At 60.3% G+C, this 24,753-nt stretch carries 7 protein-coding genes; 1 reads left to right on the top strand and 6 read right to left on the bottom strand.

Translation table 11 applies throughout. The features are described from left to right. Positions 1–190: 190 nt before the first annotated feature. On the top strand, positions 191–679 hold the full coding sequence (locus tag RSO67_RS27850) for a hypothetical protein (RefSeq protein WP_315841491.1): 489 nt from the start codon (positions 191–193) through the stop codon (positions 677–679). 109 nt (positions 680–788) lie between these two features. Here the strand turns inward: RSO67_RS27850 and RSO67_RS27845 are convergent, their stop codons facing one another. The 6 genes from RSO67_RS27845 to RSO67_RS27820 form a co-directional block, all read right to left on the bottom strand. Beyond that, positions 789–11,966: a VCBS domain-containing protein gene (locus tag RSO67_RS27845; RefSeq protein WP_315841490.1), complete on the bottom strand. Its 11,178-nt coding sequence runs from the start codon at positions 11,964–11,966 to the stop codon at positions 789–791. Continuing rightward, positions 11,933–18,850, bottom strand: coding sequence for a VWA domain-containing protein (locus RSO67_RS27840; protein WP_315841489.1), 6,918 nt, complete (start codon positions 18,848–18,850; stop codon positions 11,933–11,935). The genes RSO67_RS27845 and RSO67_RS27840 overlap by 34 nt, the downstream gene beginning before the upstream one ends. A 637-nt stretch (positions 18,851–19,487) precedes the next feature. Further along, the gene (locus RSO67_RS27835; RefSeq protein ID WP_089268234.1) at positions 19,488–19,832 is read right to left on the bottom strand and encodes a hypothetical protein; all 345 of its coding nucleotides are present in this window, start codon (positions 19,830–19,832) and stop codon (positions 19,488–19,490) included. A gap of 124 nt (positions 19,833–19,956) precedes the next feature. After that, positions 19,957–20,994, bottom strand: coding sequence for a transglutaminase-like cysteine peptidase (locus tag RSO67_RS27830; RefSeq protein WP_315841488.1), 1,038 nt, complete (start codon positions 20,992–20,994; stop codon positions 19,957–19,959). 224 nt (positions 20,995–21,218) lie between these two features. Beyond that, a complete protein-coding gene (locus RSO67_RS27825; protein ID WP_315841487.1) occupies positions 21,219–22,553 on the bottom strand; it encodes an HlyD family type I secretion periplasmic adaptor subunit in 1,335 nt (444 codons plus the stop codon). Continuing rightward, a complete protein-coding gene (locus tag RSO67_RS27820; protein WP_315841486.1) occupies positions 22,540–24,726 on the bottom strand; it encodes a type I secretion system permease/ATPase in 2,187 nt (728 codons plus the stop codon). Before RSO67_RS27820 ends, RSO67_RS27825 begins: the two co-directional genes overlap by 14 nt. Positions 24,727–24,753: the final 27 nt, after the last annotated feature.

Here is a 24,753-nt window from a genome sequence, read left to right as displayed (position 1 = left end):
TGTGGCGATTGCCCCGCGGAGCTACCCAAACACGTTTTGATTCAAAGAATTACACCAAGTCGTGAGACCGGCCAACCGCCCCTCATTAACCCGGCCCATGGGCGCCCCATCCATTGATATGACAGCACTTTTGCTGCATCCTTGGGATGTCGCGACGCGCTGTTATCACCCGCCAATCGAGAGAAATTCCATGTTTCGGAAGCCGGTCGTCGCGCTGAGTCTCGTCATAAGCACTCTGGCGGGAACCGGTTCCGGAACCGCCCTTTGGGCGCAGACGCCCTCGCCGGTGCCGCCTGCAGCGACACCGTCTGTCGTCGAGCGGACCGCCAAGGGCCCGACCGCGCGCAACTTCCAGGTCGGCGTTTATCTTAACGTCCAGCCCGACTGCACCTCGGGCACCCTGCCCGCTTTGCGCATGGTGACCCCACCTGCGAACGGCACCGTCAGCATCAAGCGCGGCAAGGTGAGCGCCACCAACTACAAACAGTGCCTCGCGCTCGAAGTGCCAGGGTTCATCGCCTTCTATCAATCGAAGGCGGACTTCGTCGGCAGTGATGAAGTGACCATCGAGGTGAAGTATCCGGCCGGGCGCACGGAGGTGCAGCGGATCAGGATCGATGTGGGCGGGAGTGGCAGCGTTCCGGCGGGGCCGAAGACACCGGCGGGGCAGAAGATTTAGGTACACCAACGAGTTCAATCATACGTAACCAAATGAAAAGCCCCCGATCATCGGGGGCTTTTGCAATTCGTTGAAGCAACACGGCCGGGATCGCCAGCCGCGTCGGTCATCAGACAGTCATTGAGTGATCTGTGTTCTTGAACACCATGTTCACGATATCAGCATTGCTGGTGCCATAGCCGACCAGCGTTGCAACATCATGCGTGTTGCCGGAGAAATTGCCGGCACCGGTCGTATCGACCTGCACGAGGACATTGCCTCCGTTCTGCGTCAGATGAACGTAGTTATTGATGTTCGAACCATCCGCTTGCACGCCAGCAATGCCGTCGAGCAAGCCCGATATATCGATCTTGTCGCCTTCGGCGTTGCTGAAATCGAGGATCGAATCGAGGTTCGCCGCGCCAATGTGACCCGCACCGAACTTGAACGTGTCGGCTCCCGAGCCGCCCCGCAAGACGTCGTTACCAAGCCCCCCCATCAAGATATCGTCTCCGGCTCCGCCCTGGATCAGATCATTCCCGGCACCGCCCGACAGTGTGTCATTCTGGCTGCCGCCGAAGATCAGATCCTTGGCGCCGCCGCCCGTGATCACGTTGGCAGCACCATCCTCGCCCGCAATGAAGTTCTGCGCGGACGACGCGGAGAGGTCGATCGTGCGGGCACCGCCTGCGTTACTCGGATCGGCGTTGCTGATGGCGTAGGAGGAGGTACCTAGGTCGTAGCCGTAGACCGAGCCACCATCGAATGCGATCGATTCGATCGAATTCGCGCCCGACGAACCGCCGTCAAAATGATTCATCACCGTGACCTGCTGGCCATTGTACTGGATCACCAGATCGCCGTGCGTGGTGCCGTTGTTGTTGTCCGTCGCCGTGAGCATCGACATCGCGGCACCGTGCGTTGCGATGAAGATCGCATCGGTACCGCTGACGTCGGTAATCCGATCGGTCCCGTCGGTCATGCCGAAAGCGTAGACGTCGTTGCCAGTACCGGCGCTGAGCGTGTCATCGCCATGTCCGCCAACGATCAGATTATTGCCGTTTCCGCCGGCGAGGATATCGCTCTGGTCTCCGCCGAAGATTAAATCATTACCGCTGCCGCCAGTGATCTTGTTAGCGGTATCAAGTTCGCCGGCAACGAAGTTGTTTCCAGATGACAGGGAAATCGTGCGGTAGCCGTTGACTTCGGACGGATCCGCAGTGAGGCCGTTCACGATCGCATAGTCGCTGGTCCCGAGGTTGTAACCGTATACCGAACCACCGTCGAAGTTGATCAACTCGACCTGGAAGCCATTCATATAGAAATGGTTCTGAATCGTGACCTGTTGGCCGTTATACTGGATCACCAGGTCGCCGTAGAACGTATTGGGATCATTGTCATAGGCGAACAGACCGGACATCGCCGCGCCACCTGTCTTGATGACGATACGGTCGAAGTCGCTATTGCTGGCCCAGTAATCATTGATCGTGTCGTTGCCGTCGGCGAGGCCAAACACATAGGTGTCGCTTCCGTTTCGACCGCTCAGCGTGTCGTCGCCGAGACCCCCGACGATCAGATCGTTGCCGAAACCGCCGGTGATGGTGTCGCTGCCGCCGTTACCGAACAACAGGTTGTTGCCGTTGGAATTGAGAGTGCTGATGGTATCTCCCGCCTCCGATCCAGCGATAATGACCATGCCAGCGGTCGTGGTCGTCATTGCGCGCGACACAACATAGGCAGACGACGAAAGCGAGTACCCCAAGTAGCTCCCACCATTCTGAAATTGGAAACTCTCGAACGTATTATTGTTGCTGCTGCTGGTGAAGACATACTCGTCAAGCAGTGTCGCATACCCCGTCGCAGAACTGGTAGACCAGCCAACCTCAAGATTGTTGCTGCTCTGCAGGAAGTTCAGGTTTGTGAATGTCGTAGCCGACGACGCGTTGATGCGAAGCGTATCGCCGCTACCGCCGTTCTCGAAGTAAGAGACGTAGCCGGAGTTCAGCGTAACCTGGGTTGTATCCGTGCTCCCACCGCTTGCCGTAGTGTCAGTACGATCCGTCCCGTCGAATGCAAGAGTCATGGTACGGGCCGTGGCGTCGCTCATGCCAGTTGCGTCCTTTACCTTGAAGGTGAAGGTGCCACTGCCGCTAAAGTTATTATCCTTCGGCGCAAAACTCAGCATGCCGGCAGCAATGTCGGCCGCAGAGATGAACTGGTTAGCCGTGACCGCGGAACTTCCATACAGCAGTATGCCCCGGCTGCTGCTGATCGATAGCGATGTAATGGTCACGCCCGCGGCTACGTCGCCGTCGGCATCGCTGTAGCCGAAATCGCTCAGCGTCAGGACGCGCGTCACGTCTTCGGTAATAGCGAGCGTACCTGCTTGACCCGTCGGTGCGACCGGCTCGTTGGTGCCGTTGATCGTGATCGTCACCTGCTGGGACGTGGTGCCGCCCTGGCCGTCATCGATCGTGACCGTATAGGTCTCGGTCAAGGTCTGGCCTGCGTTCAGGAACTGGATCGCACTGTCAGCGATGCTGTGTTTCCACGCGACTGATCCCTGTCCGGTCCCCGTGCTGTCGGTCGCGTTCAATGTCAACGAGCTGGCATTTGTCAATGCGGTGATCTGGGCCTGCGACAGCGAGCCGCCCGACCATGTGAACGTCGGCCCACTCGCCGCGACGGTGTGGGTGTCCATCAAATCGGCGTCGGTATAGGTGATCGTTCCCGCGTTCGTTTCGATCCCCTCGACGATGTGCTTGGTTCCCGCCTGGACCGAAACTTCGTCAATGTCGGCGCCGTTCACGCCCGTGGTGGCGAAGGACAACACGGTCGATGTCGACGTCGCAGTAAACGTCACCGAATATTCTGTCCAATTCGGGACGACGTTGCTCGTTGTCCAGACGGGTGTTCCGTTGACGCTGACGCTGAACGGCGTGCCGTAATTGTGCATGAAGAAGTCGATCGTGTAGGTCGTTCCGATCTGCGTCGTGATGGTCTGGCTGAGCGTCGTGTTTTGATCGAGGTAGGCTGCATCGACGCTGCCGTTGGCGCCGCTGCCATAGATGTGCGCCACGCCGGCACCGCTGACGGTCCACGGCGTCAGCACAGGATTGTAGATGTTCGGCAATTCGAAGGTCGGGTTCTGGACCAGATTGACGATGCCGACCGACGCATCCTCGGTTGCAAAGCCGGCCTGGGCCGACGAGGTGATGACCGGCGCCGCGTCGATATGCTTGGCAAGCGTCACCGTCACGTTCTGCGTATCGAACCCGCCATGGCCGTCGTCGATCTTCAACGTGTAGGTCTGATCGACAGAATTGGAGGACAACGCCTGCAGGGCACTGTCGCTGGCGTAGAAAGTCCACTTGACCTGATGGGTGGCCTCATCGACCGTCGACACGAAGTTGCCGATATAGTTGCTTCCCACCGGCGTCGTGACCGTTACCGAGTGAACGTCCGACACATCGGCGTCGCTGAACGCGATCGTTCCGCTGGTCGCTTCGTAATGCGTAGCCGGCGTCAGCGAAACCGCGTCAAACCGCCAGGAATCGTAGGTTGCAGGATTGTTGTTCGGATCGTCGACGGCGAACTGAAGGGTGTCGTGTCCTGTCCCCGTGACCGTGGCGGTGAAGGTGTGATAGCCGCCTATAGCCTGACCAGTTGCAACGGCCAGGACCTGCGTGCCGTTCCAGTTCACGAAGACATGGCCACCGGGGGTCGTCGACACCGTATAGACTTGGAAAGACAAGGTGTATTGGAGACCCGGAAGCGTATCGACGACCTGCGTCAATTGCGTCTGGATGCCTGTGACCTGGCCAAATGAGTTGGCGGTGAAATTCCCCGAACCATCAGCCGGGAAGTTCGACGAGAAGGCCGCGCCACCTGCCTGGCTTGCAACGGTCCATCCCGTGCCCCCTGACTCGAAGCTGCCGTTGACCAGCGCGCTGGCTGGCAACGCATGTACCTGCCCCGTCACCGTGCCACCGTAGGTCCCATTGACGAGATCTGGCGCATGGTTGTTGTCGGTACCAAGGATGTTCACGGTCAAATCATGCGCGGTGCCGTCGGCCGAGTGGACCGTCAGCTTGTCGGTGTAAGTCTGACCCGCGACGAACTCGCCATGCGCCGAGTTCATCGTGTAGGTCCAGGTGCCGTCGGCATTGACGTTGAAGACGCCGTAGTTGTTGCTGCCTGCCGCGTTGGCCTGCGGCACGAGCGTGTCGGCGCCGTCGACGTCATTGACAACAAGCGTGCCGCCGGTCGACTGGGCCACGTTTGACTCGGTCAGACCCGTCGTATCGATGCCGGTGAACACCGCGGGATCGTTGCCGCCGGTGATGTGGAACGTCAGGAAACCGCCATGGGCACTGTTGCCGTCCGATGCGCCGTACTTGAACACGTCAGTGGCTGATACGCCCGCTCCGAGCGCATCGTAGTTCGCATTGGGCGTATAGGTGTAGGTGCCGTCCGGATTGATCGTGAGATCACCATAGACGCCGTGCGCAACCGTCGTGGCGCCGTTGAGATAGGTCGGGCCTGACTGCGCATCTGGCCGGATCGTGATCACCGTGAGCGGGTCGTTCTCTGCGTCGTGATCGTTGGCCAGAACACTGCCGGCAAACGTTTTCACCGTACCCGCGTCGATAGCCGCGGTATCGGTCAGGTTCTGATCGTCGTCGACCGGGACCGGAGTATCATTAACACCGGTGAGGTGAACCGTCAGGTACTGCGCGACATCGCCGCCGTTACCGTCGGTCGCGACATACTTGAAGACGTCGGTCTTCTGGACGCCATCCGCCAGCGCATCGAAGGCGGCATTCGCTGTATAGGTGTAGCTACCGTCCGAATGCATCACGAGATCGCCGTAGATGCCATGCGAAGTCGCATTGCCGCCCGGAGCGATGGCGATGGGACTTTCATCGGTCGGGACGCCGTTCGCCGCCCGGATGGTCTTGACGCTGAGCGTGTCGCCATCGACGTCGTGATCGTTGCTCAGGATATTGCCGGTCGTGCTCAGCAGCCCGGCGTCCGTGCCCGCCGTTTCGGTGAGCGTCGCATCGTCCGCCGTCAGCACCGGCGCATCGTTAACAGGATTGACCGTCACTGCGATCGTGCCAGTCGACGTCGCAGTATCGGTTACGAGGCCCGTGGTGAGCGTGGCGTGATCGACGACCGTCACACTTACACCGAGGTTGAACGTACCGTTGTAATTGGTGGGTGTCGTTGCGGTGAGGTGCGCGAGGTCGATCCCGGCAGGATTGTCGATGACCCAAACGCCGCCCTGCAGCGAACCCTGATTGAAGGTCGTCCCGGCGGGATAACCGCTGAGTTCGATATGGGTGGCCTTCTCCGAACCGTCGGTATCGCCCAAGGCAATGTGGATGGCAAAGGCGTTGTCTTCGTTGCCGCCCGAGGCCGTCAGCACCGCCGCGTCGGCGACGGGGCGAACATTGACCGTGATGGTGCCCTGGGTTGACAGGGTTCCGTCGGATGCCTGATAGGTCAGGATCACGATGCCGCTACCGTTCACGGTGGGCGTTACGGTCAGATCACCGCTTTGCGTCAGACTCGCCGATGCAAACGGCCCCAAGAAGCCACCGAGATTGCCGACCCTCTGGAGGGTACTGCCCTCGGGATCGCTGTCGTTCGCCAGAACGTTGACGCCCGTCAGGATCTGATCTTCATTGATGGTGTAAACGTCATTCACCGTCACCGGCGCATCGTTGGCGCCGTGGATGGTGACCGTCACCACTTGCGGCGTGCCATCCGCGGTCTTGACCGTAAAGGTGTCGGTCAAGACCCCACCAGCGCCGAGCGCCTGAACCGTCGGATTGGCGTTGTTGAGCGTATAGGTCCACACGCCCCCAGCAGTCAGCGCATAGGTGCCGTAACCACCCGTTGTGGCCGCACCGGCCGCGACCGCCTGGAACGTATTCGGCGTGTTGTCGACGTCCGTATCCGTCAGCGTGCCGGTCGCCGTCGGCGTGCCAACAATGCCGTTGTCGACGCCACCAGCCTCGATCACACTTCCGGAGGTAATGCCGGAGATCACTGCGGCATCGTTGGTGCCATTGATGGTCACGGTCACCACCTGCGACGTGCCATCCGCCGTCTTGACCGTGAAGGTATCGGTCAGCGTGTTACCAGAGTTCAGCGCCTGAACCGCAGGATTGCTGTCGTTGAGCGTATAGGTCCACACCCCGCCGGCAGTCATCGTATAGGTGCCGTAACCATTGGTCGTGCCGGTCGCGGACGACACTGCCTGGAAGGCGTTCGGCGTGTTGTCGACGTCGGTGTCGGTCAGCGTGCCCGTCGCAGTGGGCGTGCCAGCCGTCGCGTTGCTGACACCGCCGGCCTCGATCACACCGCCGGTGGTCGTACCCGAAATCACCGCAGCATCGTTAGTGCCGTTGATAGTCACGGTCACCGCCTGCGACGTGCCATCCACCGTCTGCGCGGTGAACGTGTCCGTCAGCGTCTGGCCGACATTGAGCGCCTGCACCGCGGCGTTGGCGTTGTTCAGCGTGAAGGTCCACACCCCGCCTGCGGTCATCGTATAGGTGCCGTAACCGTTGGTCGTACCGGTCGCCACCGATACAGCCGTGAAGGTGTTCGGCGTATTGTCGACATCGGTGTCAGTCAGCATGCCTGTCGCAGTAGGTGTGCCGGTTACCGCGTTGTTGACACCTCCGGCCTCTATGACCGAGCTCGTGATCGTGCCCGAAATCACTGCCACATCGTTGGTGCCATTGATGGTGATCACAAGTTGGGCGGTATCGGTCAGATTGCTCGGATCCTTCACCGTGTAGGTGAAAGTATCGGTCAGCGTTCCACCGACATTCAGCGCCTGGACGGTGCCGTTGTTATCGTTGAGAACATAGGTGTAGCTGCCGTTAGCATTCAGCGTCAGCGTGCCATAAGTGCCCAGCAGCGACGAACCAACCGTGCCGGACGCGCCGCTGCCGGCTTCCGTACCGGTCCGAACGGCAGAGACGATCAGCGATGCGCTGGGAGTCTCGGCATCGGTGTCGTTGCTCAGCACATTGCCGGTAGCGTTGCTGCCGCCGGTGCCGTTGGCCACGCCGCCCTTTTCGGTCGCCGCGCCGGTGTCGTTCACCGCCAGCGGTGCGTCATTGACAGCGATCACATGGACGACAGCCGTTCCGGTATTGGAATTGTCGTGTCCGTCATTGACGGTGATCTGGAACGAGCGATCCGTCGTAGACGGATTCTCGCTGGTGCTGGCGTATTTCACCGCCTCGATGGCCAGCTCATAGGCCGCCTTGGTCGCGGCCCCGCTGAAGGTAATGGTGATTGCGCCAGCGGATTCCGCCACCAGGTAGGACACGCCGTTCACGGTGCCGGTCGAACCGTTCGACAGAGCCGTGCTGTTGATCCAGAGCTGATCACCCGCTTGCTTGTTGGTCAGGACAACTGTGGCCGACGCCATGTTTGCATCGTCGACATCGGACAGCGTCGCGTTGGTGATAATCGCGACCGCCGAGCCGTTCTCGGTGAAAGTTGGCTCGTTGCTGTAGGAGATATTGACGTTATCGAGATAGACGTAATCGCTGTCGCCAAGCCCACCCGACGCCACAAAGCGAATCGTCGTTGTGCTCGAACGGTAGGCTGAGAGATCTATGCTGGCGCTCAAGAAGCCATTGTCGTCGAAGTTTCCACCACCGATCACAGCAATTTGCGTGAAGTTCACGCCATCGGTCGAGACCTGCACGAAAACCTGGTCACTCGAACTATCGAGATCAACGCGCCGATAGTCGAAGGTCAGCGTGGCCGACGACGTCCCACTGAGATCGACCGTGCGTTGCAAGGATGAATTTGAACCGTCGCTATCACCCAGTCGGACGTAAGAGTTACCGCCGCTGGATGAAATTCGGATGTCGCCGTTGCTTGATGAGTTGTTGTCGCCGACTTCGGTCCAGTTGGTGGTCCACAGGTTCGGGCTGCCGGTCGAGCCGGTATAGCCGCCGCTCTGGAAGCCGTCGCCGATGCTGCCGCTGCTGCCATTGGTCACGGTCAGCACAGGCGCGTCATTTGTGCCGGCGATGTTGATCACAACCGTGGTCAGGGTGCCATCCGCTGCGCTGACAGAGAACGTGTCGGTATAGGTCTGACCGACCTGGAACTCGTCATGGGCGTTATTAGCGGTGTAGGTCCATGCCCCTGCAGAGGTGATGGAGAACTTGCCGTAAGTGCCGTTGACATTGTTCTGGGCGACAAAGGTCGCAGGGTTGTCGACGTCAGTGATCGTCAGCGAGCCCATGGTGCTGATGGACGCAGCCGAATTGGTCTCGGTGAGGTTCACCGTTGCGGAAGACACAACTGCAGCGTCGTTGGCACCGTTGATGGTAACGTCGATCTGCTTCGACGTACCGTCCGCCGTTGTGACGGTGATCAGGTCGTGAAGCGTGCCGCCGTTGTTAAGGCCCTGAACCGTGCTGTTGGCGTTGTTCAGATTATAGGTCCAGGCGCCGTCGGCACCGATCGAGAAGGTGCCGTAGCTGGTCGTGACATTGCTCTGCACCGTGAAGATCGCAGCATTGTCCACATCGGTCACGTTGAGATCGCCGGTCGCAGTCGGGATTCCGGGCGTAGCGTTGGCAACGCCGCTCGCTTCCGTCACCGAGCCGGTGACGTTACCGGTGATGACAGCCGCGTCGTTGGCGCCATTGATCGTGATCACGAGCTGGGCTGTGTCGGTAAGACCACCCGCATCGCGCACCGTATAGGTGAAGGTTTCGGTGACAGACTGACCGACGTTCAGAGCCTGGACCGTGCTGTTCGTTTCCGTGACCGTGTAGGTGTAGCTACCGTCGGAATTGAGCTTGAGGCTGCCATACTGGCCAGCCAGTGACGAACCGACTGTACCTGCCGTGCCCGTGCCGGCTTCTGCGCCGGTGCGAACGGCAGAAATGACCAGCGAGGATGTCGTGTTGTCGACATCGCTGTCGTTGGTCCGCACATTGCCCGTCGCGGTGACACCGCCGCTACCGTTGCTGACGCCGCCCTTTTCGGTGGCGCTGCCCGTATCGTCGGTCGCCACCGGTGCATCATTGGCACCGTTGATGGTGATCGTGAGCTGGGCCGTATCGATCGCACCGCTCGGATCCCGGACCGTATAGGTGAAAGTATCCGTGATCGTGCCATTGACGTTCAGTGCCTGCACCTGCGCATCGGTCTCGTCGATGACATAGGTGTAGGTCCCGTTGGCATTGAGGACCAGCGAGCCATGCGCGCCGGTCAGAGTCGAACCGACGGTCCCGGTGCTGCCAGCGGTGCCGACGCGCACGCCGGAGACCACCAGCGAGGTCTGGAGATCGTCGACATCACTGTCGTTGCTGAGCACGTTGCCGGTGGCATTGCTGCCGCCGGTGGCATTGGCAACGCCGCCCCTCTCCGTAGCCGAGCCCGTGTCGTTGATGGCAACCGGCGCATCGTTCACCGGCGTCACATGGATGGTGACAGTCGACGTATCGGACAACGCCGGGCCGCTGCCGTCATTGCCGCCGTCGTTGAAGGTAACGGTCACCGTACGATCTGCTCCGGTCGGGTTCTCAGAGGTCGACTGATAGGCGAGAGCCTTCAGCACCGTTTCCACATTGCCGTCGGTGGCGCCGGCCGCGAGGCTGATCGTCATGTTTGAAGTGCCGTAACCGCTCACGGTTCCGACCACGGTGAAACCAATCCAGATGACATTGCCGACCAGCGAGACGCCGCTACTACCGGCGAATACCAGCTGGTCGCCGCTGACCGCGGTCGCACCGAGCGAGGCGGTGATCGAACCGCCCACGAAGCTCGACGGGCTATCCGGATCGGTCACAGATGCAGTCGGCATCAGCTTCAGCGCGCTGCCGTTTTCCGTGTAGCTGACGGAATTCGAGTTCGGCGCCAGCACCGGCGCTTCGTTCACATTGGTGACGGTGACGTTGATGGTCTGAACGGCCGTACCCCCATTCCCGTCCGACACGCGAACGTCAACCTCGTAGGTGTTGTTGCCGTTGGTGCCGCCAACATCGGTCGGATTCTCGTAATCGGGCGCGTTGACGAAGCTCAGGGCGCCTGTAACCGGATTGATCGTGAACTTCGCGAAGTCGGTGCCTGCGGTCTGCACAATCGAATAAGTCGGCGTGCCGCCATCCGGATCGGTCGAGGTCACAGTGGTGACCGCCGTGCTATTTTCAGCGACCGAAACCGAGCGCTCGGAACCGCCGGCGATCACCGGCGCATCGTTGACCGGCGTCACATGGACGGTGACGGTTGAGGAGTCGGACAGTGCGCCGCCGCTGCCGTCATGGCCGCCATCATTGAAGGTGATGGTCGCCGTGCGGTCCACGCCGGTCGGATTGTCGGAGCTCGAATAGAACGCCAGGCTGCGGACGACAGTCTGCACATCAGCCACATCGGCATTCGAATTCAGTGTGATAGTGACGGACGTACCGCCGAAGCCGCCGGCCGAAATCGTGCCGATCGTCGTCCAGCCGCCGAAGCCGTTGGAGATCTGCACGTTATTACCTTGCAGGCGCACATTGCTGTTGTCAGCAATCTGCAGCTGGTCGCCAGCAACGGTGTTGCCGAGCGTGACGGAGATGAAGCCGCCATTGAGCGAGGTCGGGTTGTCCGGATCGGTAATCACTGCGTTCGACAGCAGCTTCAGATCGTTACCGTTCTCGATATACGAGACTTCACGCGTTTCCGGCGTGATGACGGGCGCATCGTTCACCGGGTTGATGGTAATGGCGATCGTATCGGTGTCGCTCTTGGCGCCCCCCACGCCATTATTGCCGTTGTCGTTGGTCACGATCGTTAGCGTATCAGCGCCGTTGTAGTTGTCGGACGGCAGATAGCTCAGGCCGTTCAGCGCGGAATTGATTGCCGCAACCGTGCCTGTGACGGTTACATTGCCCGTGCCATTTCCGGTCACGGTGAGACCGCTCAGACCCGACAACGTCAGATTGCCGTGCAGCACCGACAGCGTGACGGTTTCGTTGCCACCGTTGTGATCGGCATCCGCGATCGAGATCGCGTTGTTATTGCCGGAGCTGAAAACGATCGCCGTGTCTTCATTCACAACGCGCGCGGTCGGAACGGTGTTGGTCGGCGCGTCGTTCACCGCGGTGACGCTGATGACCAGATTGGCGCCGGCGGTGTCCTTATCGCCATCGATCAATGTGTAGGAGAACGTTTCGGTCGTGTTGGTCACGAGCTGGGACGGCGCGTTGTAGCTCCAGGCGCCGGTCGAGAAGTTGAAGTTCAGGTGACCGTTGATGCCTGTGTCGATCGACAACGCATTGCCGGAGATCGTACCGGTTTCCCCCCACTCTTGGTGATGGTCGACGAGCCGTTCCAGGTATAGGTGACGCTGCCGATCATGATGGACAGAATCCGCCCGCCATCGGCGCCGAAGTGGTCATTGCTGAGAATATTGCCGGCAACCGAGGTCGGCAGCGTCGGCGTGATGGTGCCGAGCAGCGCCGGATCGTTGGCCGTTGTGATGATCAGCGGTGAGCCGGGATAGGCGACATCGTTGAGGTCGGGATCGTTGGCGCCGATGCTGTTACCCACGCCGACGGCGTAGGACGTCATGCTCTTGCTTTGCAGGAAGCTTTCCCATGCAGCACGTTCCGTGCTGTTGAGACCGCCGCTACCTGTCGGCTGGCCATCGGTGAAGAAGTAGACCGAGGTACCGCCAGACGGAATCGTGGCGCCCTGGATTGCGGCCGTGGCGTTGTCGTAGTCCGTGCCACCGTTCGTTCCCGGGAACGAGTTGCTGTTGATATACGCGATCGCCTGCGCCTTGGTCATCCAGGACGAGGACGTGGCGTTGTCCGAGAATGTCACAATCAGAACCTGATCGGCATTACTCGTATTCAAGAGATTAATGGCTGCAGCCTTCGCCAGCGCAAGGCGCGACGAGAAACCACCCGAGCCATCCGGATCGTCACTCATGCTTCCCGAGCGATCGAAAGCCAGAATGATATTGCCGGTGCCCACAGCCGGCGACGCTTCCGCCACCGTGGCGGTTTCGCCAGCGGCAGTCGGAGCATCGTCGTTGACGGTGACCTTGAAGGATGACGTGGCCGTATCGCCATCGCTGTCCGTCGCGGTGAAATTGAAGGTCAGGTCGATATTGTCTTCGGTTGTCGTGTCCGGATGGTCGAGCTTGCCCTTGAGCGTAAAGATGTACGAACCGTCGTTCTGGTCGGACAGCGTGACGCTGAACACTTCCGCCGTACCGGCCATGCCCTTCAGCACCGTGCCGTTGTTGCTGATGACATAGGTCAGCTCAACGCCGCCCTGAGAGAGATGCTGCGAGGTCAGCGCAGCCGTCGTCGCGCTATCGAAGGTGACGGCGCGATCGCCGTTCACCGACGCGCCGCTAACGCCGCCGTTGACGGAGCTGTTGCCGTCGTCGGCGCCCCACGAAATGCCGAGCTTGCCGCCCACGGTCAGTCGGCTGCTGTCGGTATCGACCGTCACATCAGTGATCGGCACAAGGCCATCATGATTTCCGGCGGAGAGATCGTCCTCATCGACTCGCGATGCAGCCGGGCTGCCGATGGTGGGAAGATCGTCGTTGACGGCGACCGCAAAGGTGGAGGTCGCCTTGTCGCCATCGCTGTCGGTGGCGATGAAACTGAAGGTCAGATTGAGACTATCTGCCGTGCCGTGGGTCGGATGATCGAAGCTGTCGACAAGCGTGAAGATGTATTTACCCGAACCGTCATCCGACAGCTGCACCGTGAACACGGTCGCGCCGTTGGCCTTCGCCGTCAGCAGTGAATTACCCGAGCTGTAGCTATAGACCAGAGACGTACCGTCATGGGTCAGATGAAGCGCGTTAAGTGCCGTATTGGTCGCGTTCACATCGAACGTCACGGCGCGATCGCCGTTGACCGAGGAAGCACCGGTAATGCCGACATTGCCGAGATTGTTGCCGTCGTCGGCACCCCAGGAGATATTGAGTTTGCCGCCGACCGTCTTGCTGTTGCTGTCGGTATCGACGCTCGAGTCCGTGATGATCGACAGACCTGACACATTGCCGAGCGCACTGTCATCGGCCTGGGTCGATGCCGGAGTGCCGATCACAGGGCTATCATCGTTGACCGCAACATCGAACGTCGCAGTCGTTGCATCGCCATCGGAATCCGTCGCGATGAACTTGAAGGTCAGGTTCAGATTGTCCTCACCCGAGTGGTCGGGATGGTCGAGGTTACGCGTCAGCGTGAAGATGTAGGAGCCGCTGTCGACGTCAGACAGCTTGACGTTGAAGATCTCTTCGCCATTCGCCTTCGCAGTCAGGGTCTGGCCGTCGGCACTGATCTGATAGCTCAGCGCCGCTCCGTTATGCGTCAGGTTCAGGCCAAGCAGCGTCGTGATATTCGACGCGTCGAATGTCACGGCGCGATCGCCGGCCACCGGAGCGCCGGTGATGCCGCCATTGACGACCGTATTGGAATCGTCGCTGCCCCAGGAAATGTTGAGCTTGCCGCCGACTGTGCGGTTGTTGTTATCGGTGTCGATGGCACTGTCCGTGATCAGGCTGAGCCCGGCCGGATTGCCGAATGCGTCCTCGTCCGCCTGAGCGGACGCAGGTGTCCCGATCGTCGCCTTGGTGTCTGCGACGGTGATCGTGAAGGTGCGATCAACCGTATCACCATCGCCATCGATCGCATGCGCCGTAAAGGTGAGCGTCAGGCTGCTGTCGTTACCAGCGCCTACATGGTCGAGATTCTGGAACAGCGTGGCAGCGAAGGCCGGATTGACCAGACCATTCAGCGCAACGATGAAGACCGGATGGTCCACAGTGTCGCCGACCTTGTAGGCGACGAGCTCTTCATCAACACCGTTGGCCGCGAGGCGCACAGTGTAGGCAAGCGCAACACCGTCCGAGGTCAGACCCTGCGGAACGATGGCCAGGCCATTGGAATCCTTTGCGAATTCAAGATGGGCCGAACCACGATCATCGGCATTCCAGTCGATGCCAAGGTTACCAAAGGTCGACGAGACTGTCGGCAGCCCCGCTTCCGTGAGCGCGCCGATGTCGGCATTACCGACCAGCAACGGCACGTTGTCGGTAACGACAATGTTGAAATTGGAAACCGGCGTGGTGTCGCCGTCGCTGTCGGTCGCGGTGAAACCGAACGAGAGATTGAGCGACGTCCCGTCGCCCGTCTTGTGATCGAGATTGTCGTAGAGCTTGAACGTGTAGCTGCCGTTGCCGAGATCCGACAGTTGCACGCTGAACACGCGTGCAGCATCCGATGGCGAGGTACCGAGATTGCCGCCACCGACTCCGATATAATTGGTGCCGTCGAAACGATAGGCCGTCAGCCCGGTGCCGTCAGCCGACAGCACATAGATCAAGGCAACGCCGTTCGAAGTCAGACCGCTCGGTGCCGTACCGGCGAGCGCGGCATCGAAGGCGACAGAGCGATTGAACGCGCCGGAATTGTTGTCGTCCGCGCCCCACGAGATATTCAACGAAACGTCAGACAGAGTCTGAGTCAGGAAGGTATTGGAGAACTCGGTGCTGGTGGTTTCTGCAATCGTCTGATCGCCGATCTTGCCGATCGACGGAGCGTCGTCGTTGACCAGAACCGCAAATGAAGTGGGAATGCTGTCACCATCGCTGTCAGTCGCACGAACCGCGAAGTTCAGCGTCACGTTGTCTTCGACCGAATGCAGCGGGTGATCGATGGTGCCGGTCAGCGTGAAAGTGTAGGAGCCGCTGTCCACGTCGGACAGTGCGACGTGGAAGATCTCTTGCTCTCCTGCCGAGGCGATCAGCTTGGTGCCGTCGGCAGAGATTTGATAGGTGATCACGGTGCCGTTGTGGGTCAGGCCCAAGGCCGACAGTGCGCTCACATTCGACGCATCGAAAGTAACGGCGCGGTCACCATTCACGGGCAAGCCCGTGATGCCGCCATCAACGACGCTGTTGCCGTTGTCTGAGCCCCACGAAATATTCAGCGCATGAGTGACCACGGTCGCCTGCCCGGCGACATCGCCGACACCGCCTGCCACGCCGTTGGCCAAACCGTCTTCATCGACGATGCCGACCGCCGCCGCCGTCAGGCTGACATTAGCGAGGAAGGTGCCGCTGTTATCGATGGCGCCCGTTTCCTTGAACGACAGCGTGTTGCTGGTGCCATCGGCAACGACAGTCAGATCAATGGTCTGCATCGCGCCGGTTTGTGGCGAATAACTGCCAACCAGGGTGCCGTTCCAATACACTTCCAGATGTGCACCATACGGCCCCGTCGCTTCGCCGATCGCGAAGGACAGATGATAGGTCTGGCCGGTGGTCATGTCGCCAATGGTCTGGGACAGAGTCAGGTCGCCGGGCGAGGCTTCCAGATCCACCATGTGACCGCCATTCGGCAAGGTCGCACCTAGATAGCCACTATTGACGCGCTCGAGACGGTCGCCGGTGATGGTCCAGCCGGTGACATTGGTGCTGTAGTTGCCCCAGCTCGCGACGCCCGACCAGTCGCCGGCGGAGAAGTCGCCATTGACAATCAGATTGACCGGCGTGGTGACTGGCACCACTGGCGCGTCGTCGTTGATCGTCACCGAAAAGCTCGAAGAGATCGCGTCGCCGTCGCCGTCGCGCGCCGTGAAATTGAATACCGGCGTCAGATCGTCTTCAACGCCCGAAATCGGGTGATCGAGATGACCCAGCATCGTGAAATTGTAGGAACCGTTGCCCTGATCGGACAGCGTGACGGTGAACACCTTGTCGCCATCGAGACGGCCTGAACCCTGATAGGCCGTCAGCGTCGTACCATCGGTCGACAGGATATACTGCAGCGCGACGCCATTCGACGTAAGGTTCTGCGCCTGAAGCGAACTGACGGCATTGCTCGCAAAGACCACCGAACGGTCGCCAGCACTACCAGTGAAGCCGCCATCGACCACGTTATTGGCGTCGTCCGCGCCCCACGCGATGTTCAGCGATGCAGTTGCGGTCTTGGCTTCGCCAGCGAGATCGCCGGACGCATAGGTGTCGCCGGCATTGCCCTCCTCATCGACAAACTGGGGCGCGACGCCTTCGGAGGTGAAGGACGGAGTTTCGTCGGTAATGTTGACCGTGAAATTCGCTGGAGCCGTCGTGTCACCATCGCTGTCGGTCGCAATGAAGCCAAATGTCAGCGCCTGGCTGCCTTCGGAGCTGCCCCGATGGTCCAGATTGTCCAGCAAGGCGAAGTCGTAGCTGCCATTTCCGCTGTCGGACAACTGCACGGTAAAGATGGTGCGCGCGCTATGGCCTTCGGTAGCAGCAGTCGTTGCCGTCAGCAAAGTGCCATCCGCGGAGATCGTGTAGATGATCGTCGCGCCGTCGGAAGTCAGGCCGAGGTTCTCGAGAGCGGTTTGCGTCGCAGCGGTGAATGTGACCGAGCGATCATGCGTAGCACCCGGGGTGTTCGGATTTTGATTATCCGAACGCCAATCGATGTGCAGTGATACGGCGCCGGTGTCCTTCGGCGTAAACGAACCGCCGACCACCAGCAAAGAGGGCATGTCCTCGCCACCTTCGCTCGGCGGCGTTTCGCCGTTGCCTTCGCTCAGTGTGCTTGCGTCGGCCGGACCGGTCACAACCGGCACCGTATCCGCGATCACCGCATGCAGCGTGCCGTTGACCGTATCGCCATCGCTGTCCGTCACGGTGAAGTTGAAGGCTAGATCGATGTTCTGGAACGTGGCTGAACCATTGTCGTGATCCAGCGAACGATACTGGGTGACGACATAGCTGCCGCTATTGCTGGCGTCGGACAGGGTCACGACGAAGACGACGTTGTTGGCAATCCCGCCTTCGCCACCCTCGCCTTCACCGCTCGGCGTGCCGCTCTGCTGCAGGCTGGCAAGACTCGTCGGTGCCGTGTCGCCGGTATAGGCGACCAGCACAGTCCCGTTTTCGAGCAGCACGTAGTGCACCGTCTCGCCATGCGACGTCAGCGTGCCGATCGCCGTCGTGCCGTCGCCAGCGGCCGTCACCTGCGTGTTGGCAAACACGACCGAGCGATCGCCCGTTGCGCCGGTGGTCGCGGATACGCCGCCATCGACATGATCGTTATAGCGGTCGGCGCCCCATGAGATGCCGAGTGAGCCCGTCTGCGTCGCTGGATTGCCGGACAGCGGATCCGTCAGCGCGGCATCGGCAGGCGTGCCGATCACCGGCGTATCGTCGTTGATGCCGATCGGAATCGTGACGGCCACAGTGTCGCCACTACCATCCGTCGCGATCACGTTGATCGAGAGATTGATCGTGTCTTCGGTGCCATGGATCGGATGATCGAGCGGACGCAACAGCGTGAAGGTGTAGCTGCCCTGCAGCGATGAAGCATCGAGGGATACCGTGAAGACCTGATTGGCAGCGACATTGAAATCGCCACCGACATAGCCGATCAGCACGGGCTGGCCGTTCACGGTGGTGAAAGCGAGCTGAACGGTCTGACCATCCGAGGTCAGGCCGGCCAGCGTCGGCTGATTGAGCGAGAACGCGAAGCTGCGATTCGAACCATCGGTACCGAAATCGACATTGAGCGAACCGGTCACGGACGTCGCGGTGCCGCCCGTGTCACCGGTGCCGCCGAGATTGCCTTCCGCAAAGCCGTCTTCATTCAGCGTCACAGCCGTCACGCCGCCCGGAATCGGCGACGGATTAGGCGTTCCATCTTCCAGCGGATCGAAGCCGCCGCCAGTGTCTTCGCCCGTCAACAGCGCGAGACGCGCGCCCGAGGCACCGAGCGCACCAACGGTCGCATCACCGAAATTCGCGCCGCCCGTCGGGCCCGTTGCACCGCCGGCTGCGGGCAGAACGGACTGATCAGTGGTGATCGGAAATGTTTGCGCGAACTGCTCGCCTGTCAGCGTGCGATCGGAGCCCATGTCGAATGCGAGATCGGTGAGCGGCTTGCCCATCGAGTCGAACACTGGATCGACAGTCACCGTCGACTGATTGTCGAAGAGGATGATGAGCTTTTCACCGACCTTGACGAAGGTCAGCTTCTCGCTCGCGATATCAGCAAAATCGAGCTTGGTGTTCCCGTCTAGATGAACCGAAATCGCCTGCCCATTTTGCGGCTTCTCGAGCTTCAGGTTCTTCGGAGACTGCGGGGTCTGCGTGGTGGAACCGGCGAGCTGCGCGAGCAATACGGGAGCGTTCATGACTACAACCTCAAGCTGATCGGACCGAAAAACGTCCAAGTCCTGCGAGGGTTAAAATATTCTTAAGAACGCAGAGACGTCAATGAATACCTGTAAAATTTGAAGCGTTTTCGTTGCATTGGTTAAGTTCAAAAATGAAACAGCGAATTAATAAAGATGAACCGCTCGACAGTAATACTTCTTCTAGACAGTCTATTTTTGGGAATGCCCGGAAAAATCCACAAATCACGGCGTATCTATTGTAAAAATAAGAAAGTATTCGAAAAAACGACTTATTTTATACTTTGCAAGATGACTTCTCATTTCGCACTGAACAACGAAATCAGCTCACAACCACAGGCACCTCCGCCAATATTGGACGGGCGGCTGAATTTGCTTTCGCGAGCCGATATCGACAGTCGCGCGAACCGTCGCGTAGTGGTCGCCCTTCGCGAGCAAATTTCGAAATGGGACAGTTGCTTAAAGCGCATTCGCATCACAGCCAGATGGCAAGGTCGCCATTTGCAGTGCGCATTCCGCGAATCTCTGGGATCGCGGACTTCTTCTCCGGGCACAGACGTGAATCAGCAAGCTGCGCAGATACGCAACTCGCTATCGCAGGACTGCTATCGCAGGAGATAATTGATAGGATAAAAGTCTAGATGCGGGTAACGACGCACGCGACCGGGCTATACTTGGCCCGATACAACAGCGCGTGCTCGCGAATGCCATCCAGCCATACGCCACGGCCTGCATAGCGATATCCTTCACCCATCGGGATCAGGCGAACAGGCATTGCACGGTGCGGTGTCAGGTACAGATGGCCGGTGACGATATCACCGGGAAAGGTCACACGGCCGGAGGTCAGCTTGTAGACCGCCCCATTCTGACAATCGACGGAGAAGGCAGCGCCTGGAAGCAGGCCTTCGGCATGCGAGACAGTTGCACCGGAAGCCATTCCAGCCGCCACCAACAAACCCAACAGCGTGTGCTTGAAGCGCATCTCAATCCCCTCGTCGACCTCACCCTGGCGCATTAAGAGCCCAAGATGCACGGAAGTACAAGATCGCGAAGCGCATAAAACGTCGATATCAGGCCGATTGTCGACGTTGTGTTGTCGAACTATCTCAGAGCGCCAGCGGCAAGGAAGAGCCGCCGCCGAAGCCGTCCACCTCGGCCGCGGGCAACATGTCGGTCTCGCTCTCATGATGCGGACGCGCGGCATAGGGCGCGGCGAACAGGCTGACGCCTTTGTGGTCGATAGCGAAAAGCGGCATGAAATGCGGCAGATCACGTGTTTCCGACAGTCGGGAGTAGCGATTGTCGAGAACCAGCCAGCGGCCATCGACACGGACGGTGAGCACCGCATGGTCCTGGCGCACCGCCATGTCACGCACCAGCATCATCTTGATATCGGCCTCCGGCACGCCCGTTGCGGCGAGCATGGCGAATTTGGCGATCGCATAGTCTTCGCAGTCGCCGATACCCGCGGACAGCGTCTCCAGCGGCGAACTCCACAGATCGGCGACGCCGTGCTGCTGATAGTCCCCGACATAGCGGATCGCATAGTTGACGTCGCGATTGATCGCCTCGACGCGTGTGCGCAGATCCAATTCGGCAGCGGAACGCGTGACGGCGACAAACTTGCGCGCACCGGCGACGCAGTTCTCGCTATCAGCCTTGCAATCCTCGATCGATTTCAAGTCGGCGCGCATACGCGTTTCCACACCGCGCCATTTCGTCCATAGCAGCCCTTCAGGCGCGCGGAACGTGAACAGGCCGAACGGCTCCTCGCTCGTGGCAGGCAGGATCGCGGCCGGAGACGGCGCATCACTGATCACCTTGGCATCTGATCCCTGCGGCGCGTCCAAGGATGCGAGTTCGATATTGCCGGGCTTTGCACGGTTCTCGCTGTCCCGCTTGGCCAGCACCTGGTTGATCGTGAAGAACCGGACCGGCGGCGCGGTCATGCCCGCGATCGGCGTGTCCATCACGGAGCGCTCAAGCACCGTCTTCTTCGCGCGTGATTTTGCAAATGCTCCATCGCAAGCGCTGACGCTTACGACACCGGCGAGCACAAACCCCAGCGCACGCGGGAATGCCCGCGCCTGATCGATACGCAACATGACTGACGCCCCGTTGTCCGGAGCATCGGCCGACGTCATTGCGTCGATCCCCGTCCGGATCTTGTGGCATCAGGGATAAATCGGGGGCTGCTTCAGGCCGGTTAAAACACGTCAACCTGTGCGGGTATGTCGTTGAACGCGCTCAATCGGCTACCAACGCATTCGCTCGAATTTTAGCGAAACCTGCGTTTTAAGAGTTCGTTGACTCTGACGGGCTGGGAGCAAGGTAACATACGGAGCAGCGGAAATGCTCCGTAGCGCTATCAGCGTTCGCGAAACGCCTCATCACGCAGCATACGCGCAGGCTTCACGAGATAATCCAGCACCGACTTCTTGCCGGTCAGGACTTCCACTGTCGCCACCATGCCGGGAATGATCGGCAGCGGCTGCTCGGCAGTGCCGAGGTGGTTCTTTTCGGTGCGCACCATGACGCGGTAGAACGTCTCGCCGCGCTCGTTCTTGTCACCCTTCTCGTCGGTGATGGTATCGGCGCTGATACGTTCGACCCGGCCGTGAAGCGATCCATAGACCGAAGAGTCGTAGGCGCTGAGCTTCACCACCGCCTCATGGTCCGGACGGATGAAGGCGATGTCCTGCGGACGAATGCGCCCCTCGACCAGCAGCGTATCCTCAAGTGGCACGATCTCCATCACGCTGGCGCCAGGTGCAACGACCGCACCAATGGTGGTGACGTTAAGTCTGTTAACGATGCCGTAGACCGGCGACCGCAGTTCGGTGCGCCGAACGCGATCCTGCGCGGACTTGATGTTTTCGTCGAGGACCGCGAGATCGCCGCGCGATTTCGCGAGATCATCTTCCGCCGTGGAACGAAATGCCGTGGTGATATTCAAAAGCCGCGACTGCGCTTCCTTCACGGCGGCCTCGGTCTTGACCATGGTTGCCTGCACCACCGCGAGCTGACCGCGCATGTCGGTGGCCTGCCGGTCGGACCGCAGCATCTCGATCTCGGGAACGACCTTCTGCTCATAGAGCCGGCGCGTCAGCAAGGTTTCGCGGGTCAGCAGCGTCAGCGTCTCGGAGAAGCGGGTTTCCGACGCACGGAGCTCGTCGATTTCCTTTTTCTTCTGCCATTCCTGCTGGGCAATCACGTCGATGTCCTGCGCAAGCTTGCGCATATGGGCGTCGAATACGCTGCGTTCGGTCTGAACCGCACGCGGTGCAAGCTTCGTGAGTTCTTCCGGAAACTCGACGTTGGTCTTGCCGAAGGTCTCTGCTTCCAGTCGGATCACGCGGGCAGCCATGGCACCGCGCCGCTCGCGGATTTCGCCGAACTGCGCCGCGAAGTTGGTATCTTCGATGCGCGCCAGCGGCTGATCTTTCCCGACGATGGCGCCTTCCTGAATCAGCAATTCGCTGATGATGCCGCCTTCGAGCGATTGCACCACCTGGGTCTGGCGCGACGGCACCACCTTGCCATTACCGCGCTTCACTTCATCCAGCACGGCGAAGTGTGCCCACAGCAGGAACACGACGAGCAGACCGGTGACGGTCATCAACAACATCCGCGCCGTACGCGGCGTACGCATTTCCATGGCCGCACGAACGTCGTTCGAAAATGCGAAATCAGACTGCGACATTGACCGGCCTCCCCGCGGCTTGAGGAGCCTGCGGCTGCGGGCGCAAGCGCGTCAGGATCTGATCGGCGGGGCCGTCGGCGACGATCTTGCCGTTGTCGAACACGAGAATGCGATCGACTAGCGACAGGAGCGACGGGCGATGCGTCGAGACGATAATGGACATCTCACCCTTGGCGAGCGTCTTAAGGCGATCGAGGAATTCACCTTCACTGCGCACGTCGAAATGCGCAGTGGGTTCGTCGAGAAACAACACGCGCGGCTTGCGGATCAGCACACGCGCGAGGCCGATCGCCTGTTTCTGGCCGCCCGACAGGCTACGGCCGCCTTCGGCAACCATCATGTCGTAGCCCTGCGGATGACCGGCGATGAAGGTCTCGACGCCGGACAGCCGTGCAGCCGCGAGCACTTCCTCATCGGTCGCATCGGGACGGCCCAGCGTGATGTTGTCGCGCAGCTTGCCATAGAACAGATCGGTATCCTGCAGCACAAAACCGATGCCGGCGCGCAGGTCCGCCGGGTCGTATTGCCGGATATCGATGCCATCGATCAGGATGCTGCCTTCGCTCGGCGGATAGAACGCCGTCGCCAGACGGCCGACCGTGGTCTTGCCTGAGCCGACTCGGCCGATGATGCCGATCTTCTCGCCAGGCTTCACGTGGAAAGAGATGCCCTCGAGGGCTTTCGCCGGGCTGTCCGGATAGGAAAAGCTGACATTGCGGAATTCGATGCTGCCCTTCGTGATCTCGCGGGCCACGAAGATCTTTTCCGGCGGCCGCTCGCGCTCCGTCGCCATCAGGCGATCGATTGACCGCAGGGCCGACATGGTCTGTGTCGCGCGCGTCATCACGGCCGCGATGCCGGCGATGGGACCGAGAATGCGGCCCGACAACATATTGGCCGCAACCAGCGCACCGACCGACAGTTTGCCGTCGAGGATGAGGAACACACCGACCACGACCAGCAACAGGCTGCAGAGCTGCGTCGCCACGCTCGCACTGGTCATCGCCAGCGAGGACCAGAACTGCACGCCTTCGCTGGAACGTGCCGTCGCTGCGACGGAACGTTCCCACACTGTCTGGACCCGGCTCTCGCCAGCAACTGCGCGAACGGTCTCGATGCCATTCAGCGACTCGATGAGAATGCCGTGACGCGCAGCCGACTCTGCCTGCAGGCGCTTCATCGCACGATCGAGCGGCCGCTGGATCAAGAGACCGACGAGGATCATCACAGGCAGCATCGCGAGCGGGATCCAGGCCAGCGGGCCGGCAATCACGAACAGCACTGCGATGAAGATGATCGCGAATATCATATCGGTCGCCGACACAACCGTGCCTGACGTGAAGAATTCGCGGACCGAGTCGAAGTCGCGCATCTGATTGGCGAGAATGCCGACCGAGGGCGGACGCTTGTCCATCTTCAGCGCCATCACATGTTCAAAGATGTTCGACGCCAGCACCACGTCGATCTTCTTGCCGGTCATGTCGATGATGCGGCTGCGGACCACCTTGAGCAGGAAATCGAAAGCGATCGCCAGCGACAGGCCGATACCAAGCGCGACCAGCGACGGGATTGCGCCATTCGGGATGACGCGGTCATACACGCTCATGGTGAACAGCGGCGCGGCGAGCGCCAGCATGTTCACGATGAAAGCTGCAATGGCGACATGGCTGTAGTTCGAGCCGAACCGGCTGACGACAGACCAGAACCAGTGCGCCTTCGGCAGATCGCCGGCGGCGATCGCGCGCGGATCGCTGACGGACGCCGGACGGACGAAATAGACGAAGCCGGCATATTTCTCTTCGACGGCTTCGATCCGCTCCATGGCGATCGCACCGTCACCGACGGGGGTTGCCAGTGTCAGACGGCCACTCGCCAGATCGATGCCGCGCAGAATCCGCGTCGAACCATCGTGAAACAGAAGCACAGCAGGCAGGACCAGCGCAGGGATATCCTTGAGCGGTCGCTCGTTCAGTTCGGCCTCGAGGCCCGCCCGCTGCGCCGCGCGCTCATACAGAGCCGTTGTCAGCACGCCGCGCTCGACCGGGAGACCGGCAAGCAGCGCACTGCGGCTGACAGCTCTGCCGTGGTGAGCGGCGAGATAAAGCAGGCTGTCCGTTAACGGATCGGCATGCTGATGCTCGACCTCCGCTACGGGCGCAGCCGGCAGGTCCATTGCAATATCGAACTGGGGTGAGCGAAT

Origin of the sequence: Tardiphaga sp. 709 (assembly GCF_032401055.1) — a bacterium.
GTDB lineage: Bacteria > Pseudomonadota > Alphaproteobacteria > Rhizobiales > Xanthobacteraceae > Tardiphaga.
The sequence above is the reverse complement of the archived record's forward strand: the minus strand, read 5'-3'. Positions and strand labels throughout refer to the sequence as shown.

What these genes read in the sequence shown, in the direction of transcription:
- RSO67_RS27850 (WP_315841491.1), top strand. Translation starts at nt 191, where the DNA reads ATGTTTCGGAAGCCGGTCGTCGCGCTGAGTCTCGTCATAAGCACTCTG.
- RSO67_RS27840 (WP_315841489.1), bottom strand. Translation starts at nt 18,850, where the DNA reads ATGAACGCTCCCGTATTGCTCGCGCAGCTCGCCGGTTCCACCACGCAG.
- RSO67_RS27835 (WP_089268234.1), bottom strand. Translation starts at nt 19,832, where the DNA reads ATGCGCTTCAAGCACACGCTGTTGGGTTTGTTGGTGGCGGCTGGAATG.
- RSO67_RS27830 (WP_315841488.1), bottom strand. Translation starts at nt 20,994, where the DNA reads ATGACGTCGGCCGATGCTCCGGACAACGGGGCGTCAGTCATGTTGCGT.
- RSO67_RS27825 (WP_315841487.1), bottom strand. Translation starts at nt 22,553, where the DNA reads ATGTCGCAGTCTGATTTCGCATTTTCGAACGACGTTCGTGCGGCCATG.
- RSO67_RS27820 (WP_315841486.1), bottom strand. Translation starts at nt 24,726, where the DNA reads ATGGACCTGCCGGCTGCGCCCGTAGCGGAGGTCGAGCATCAGCATGCC.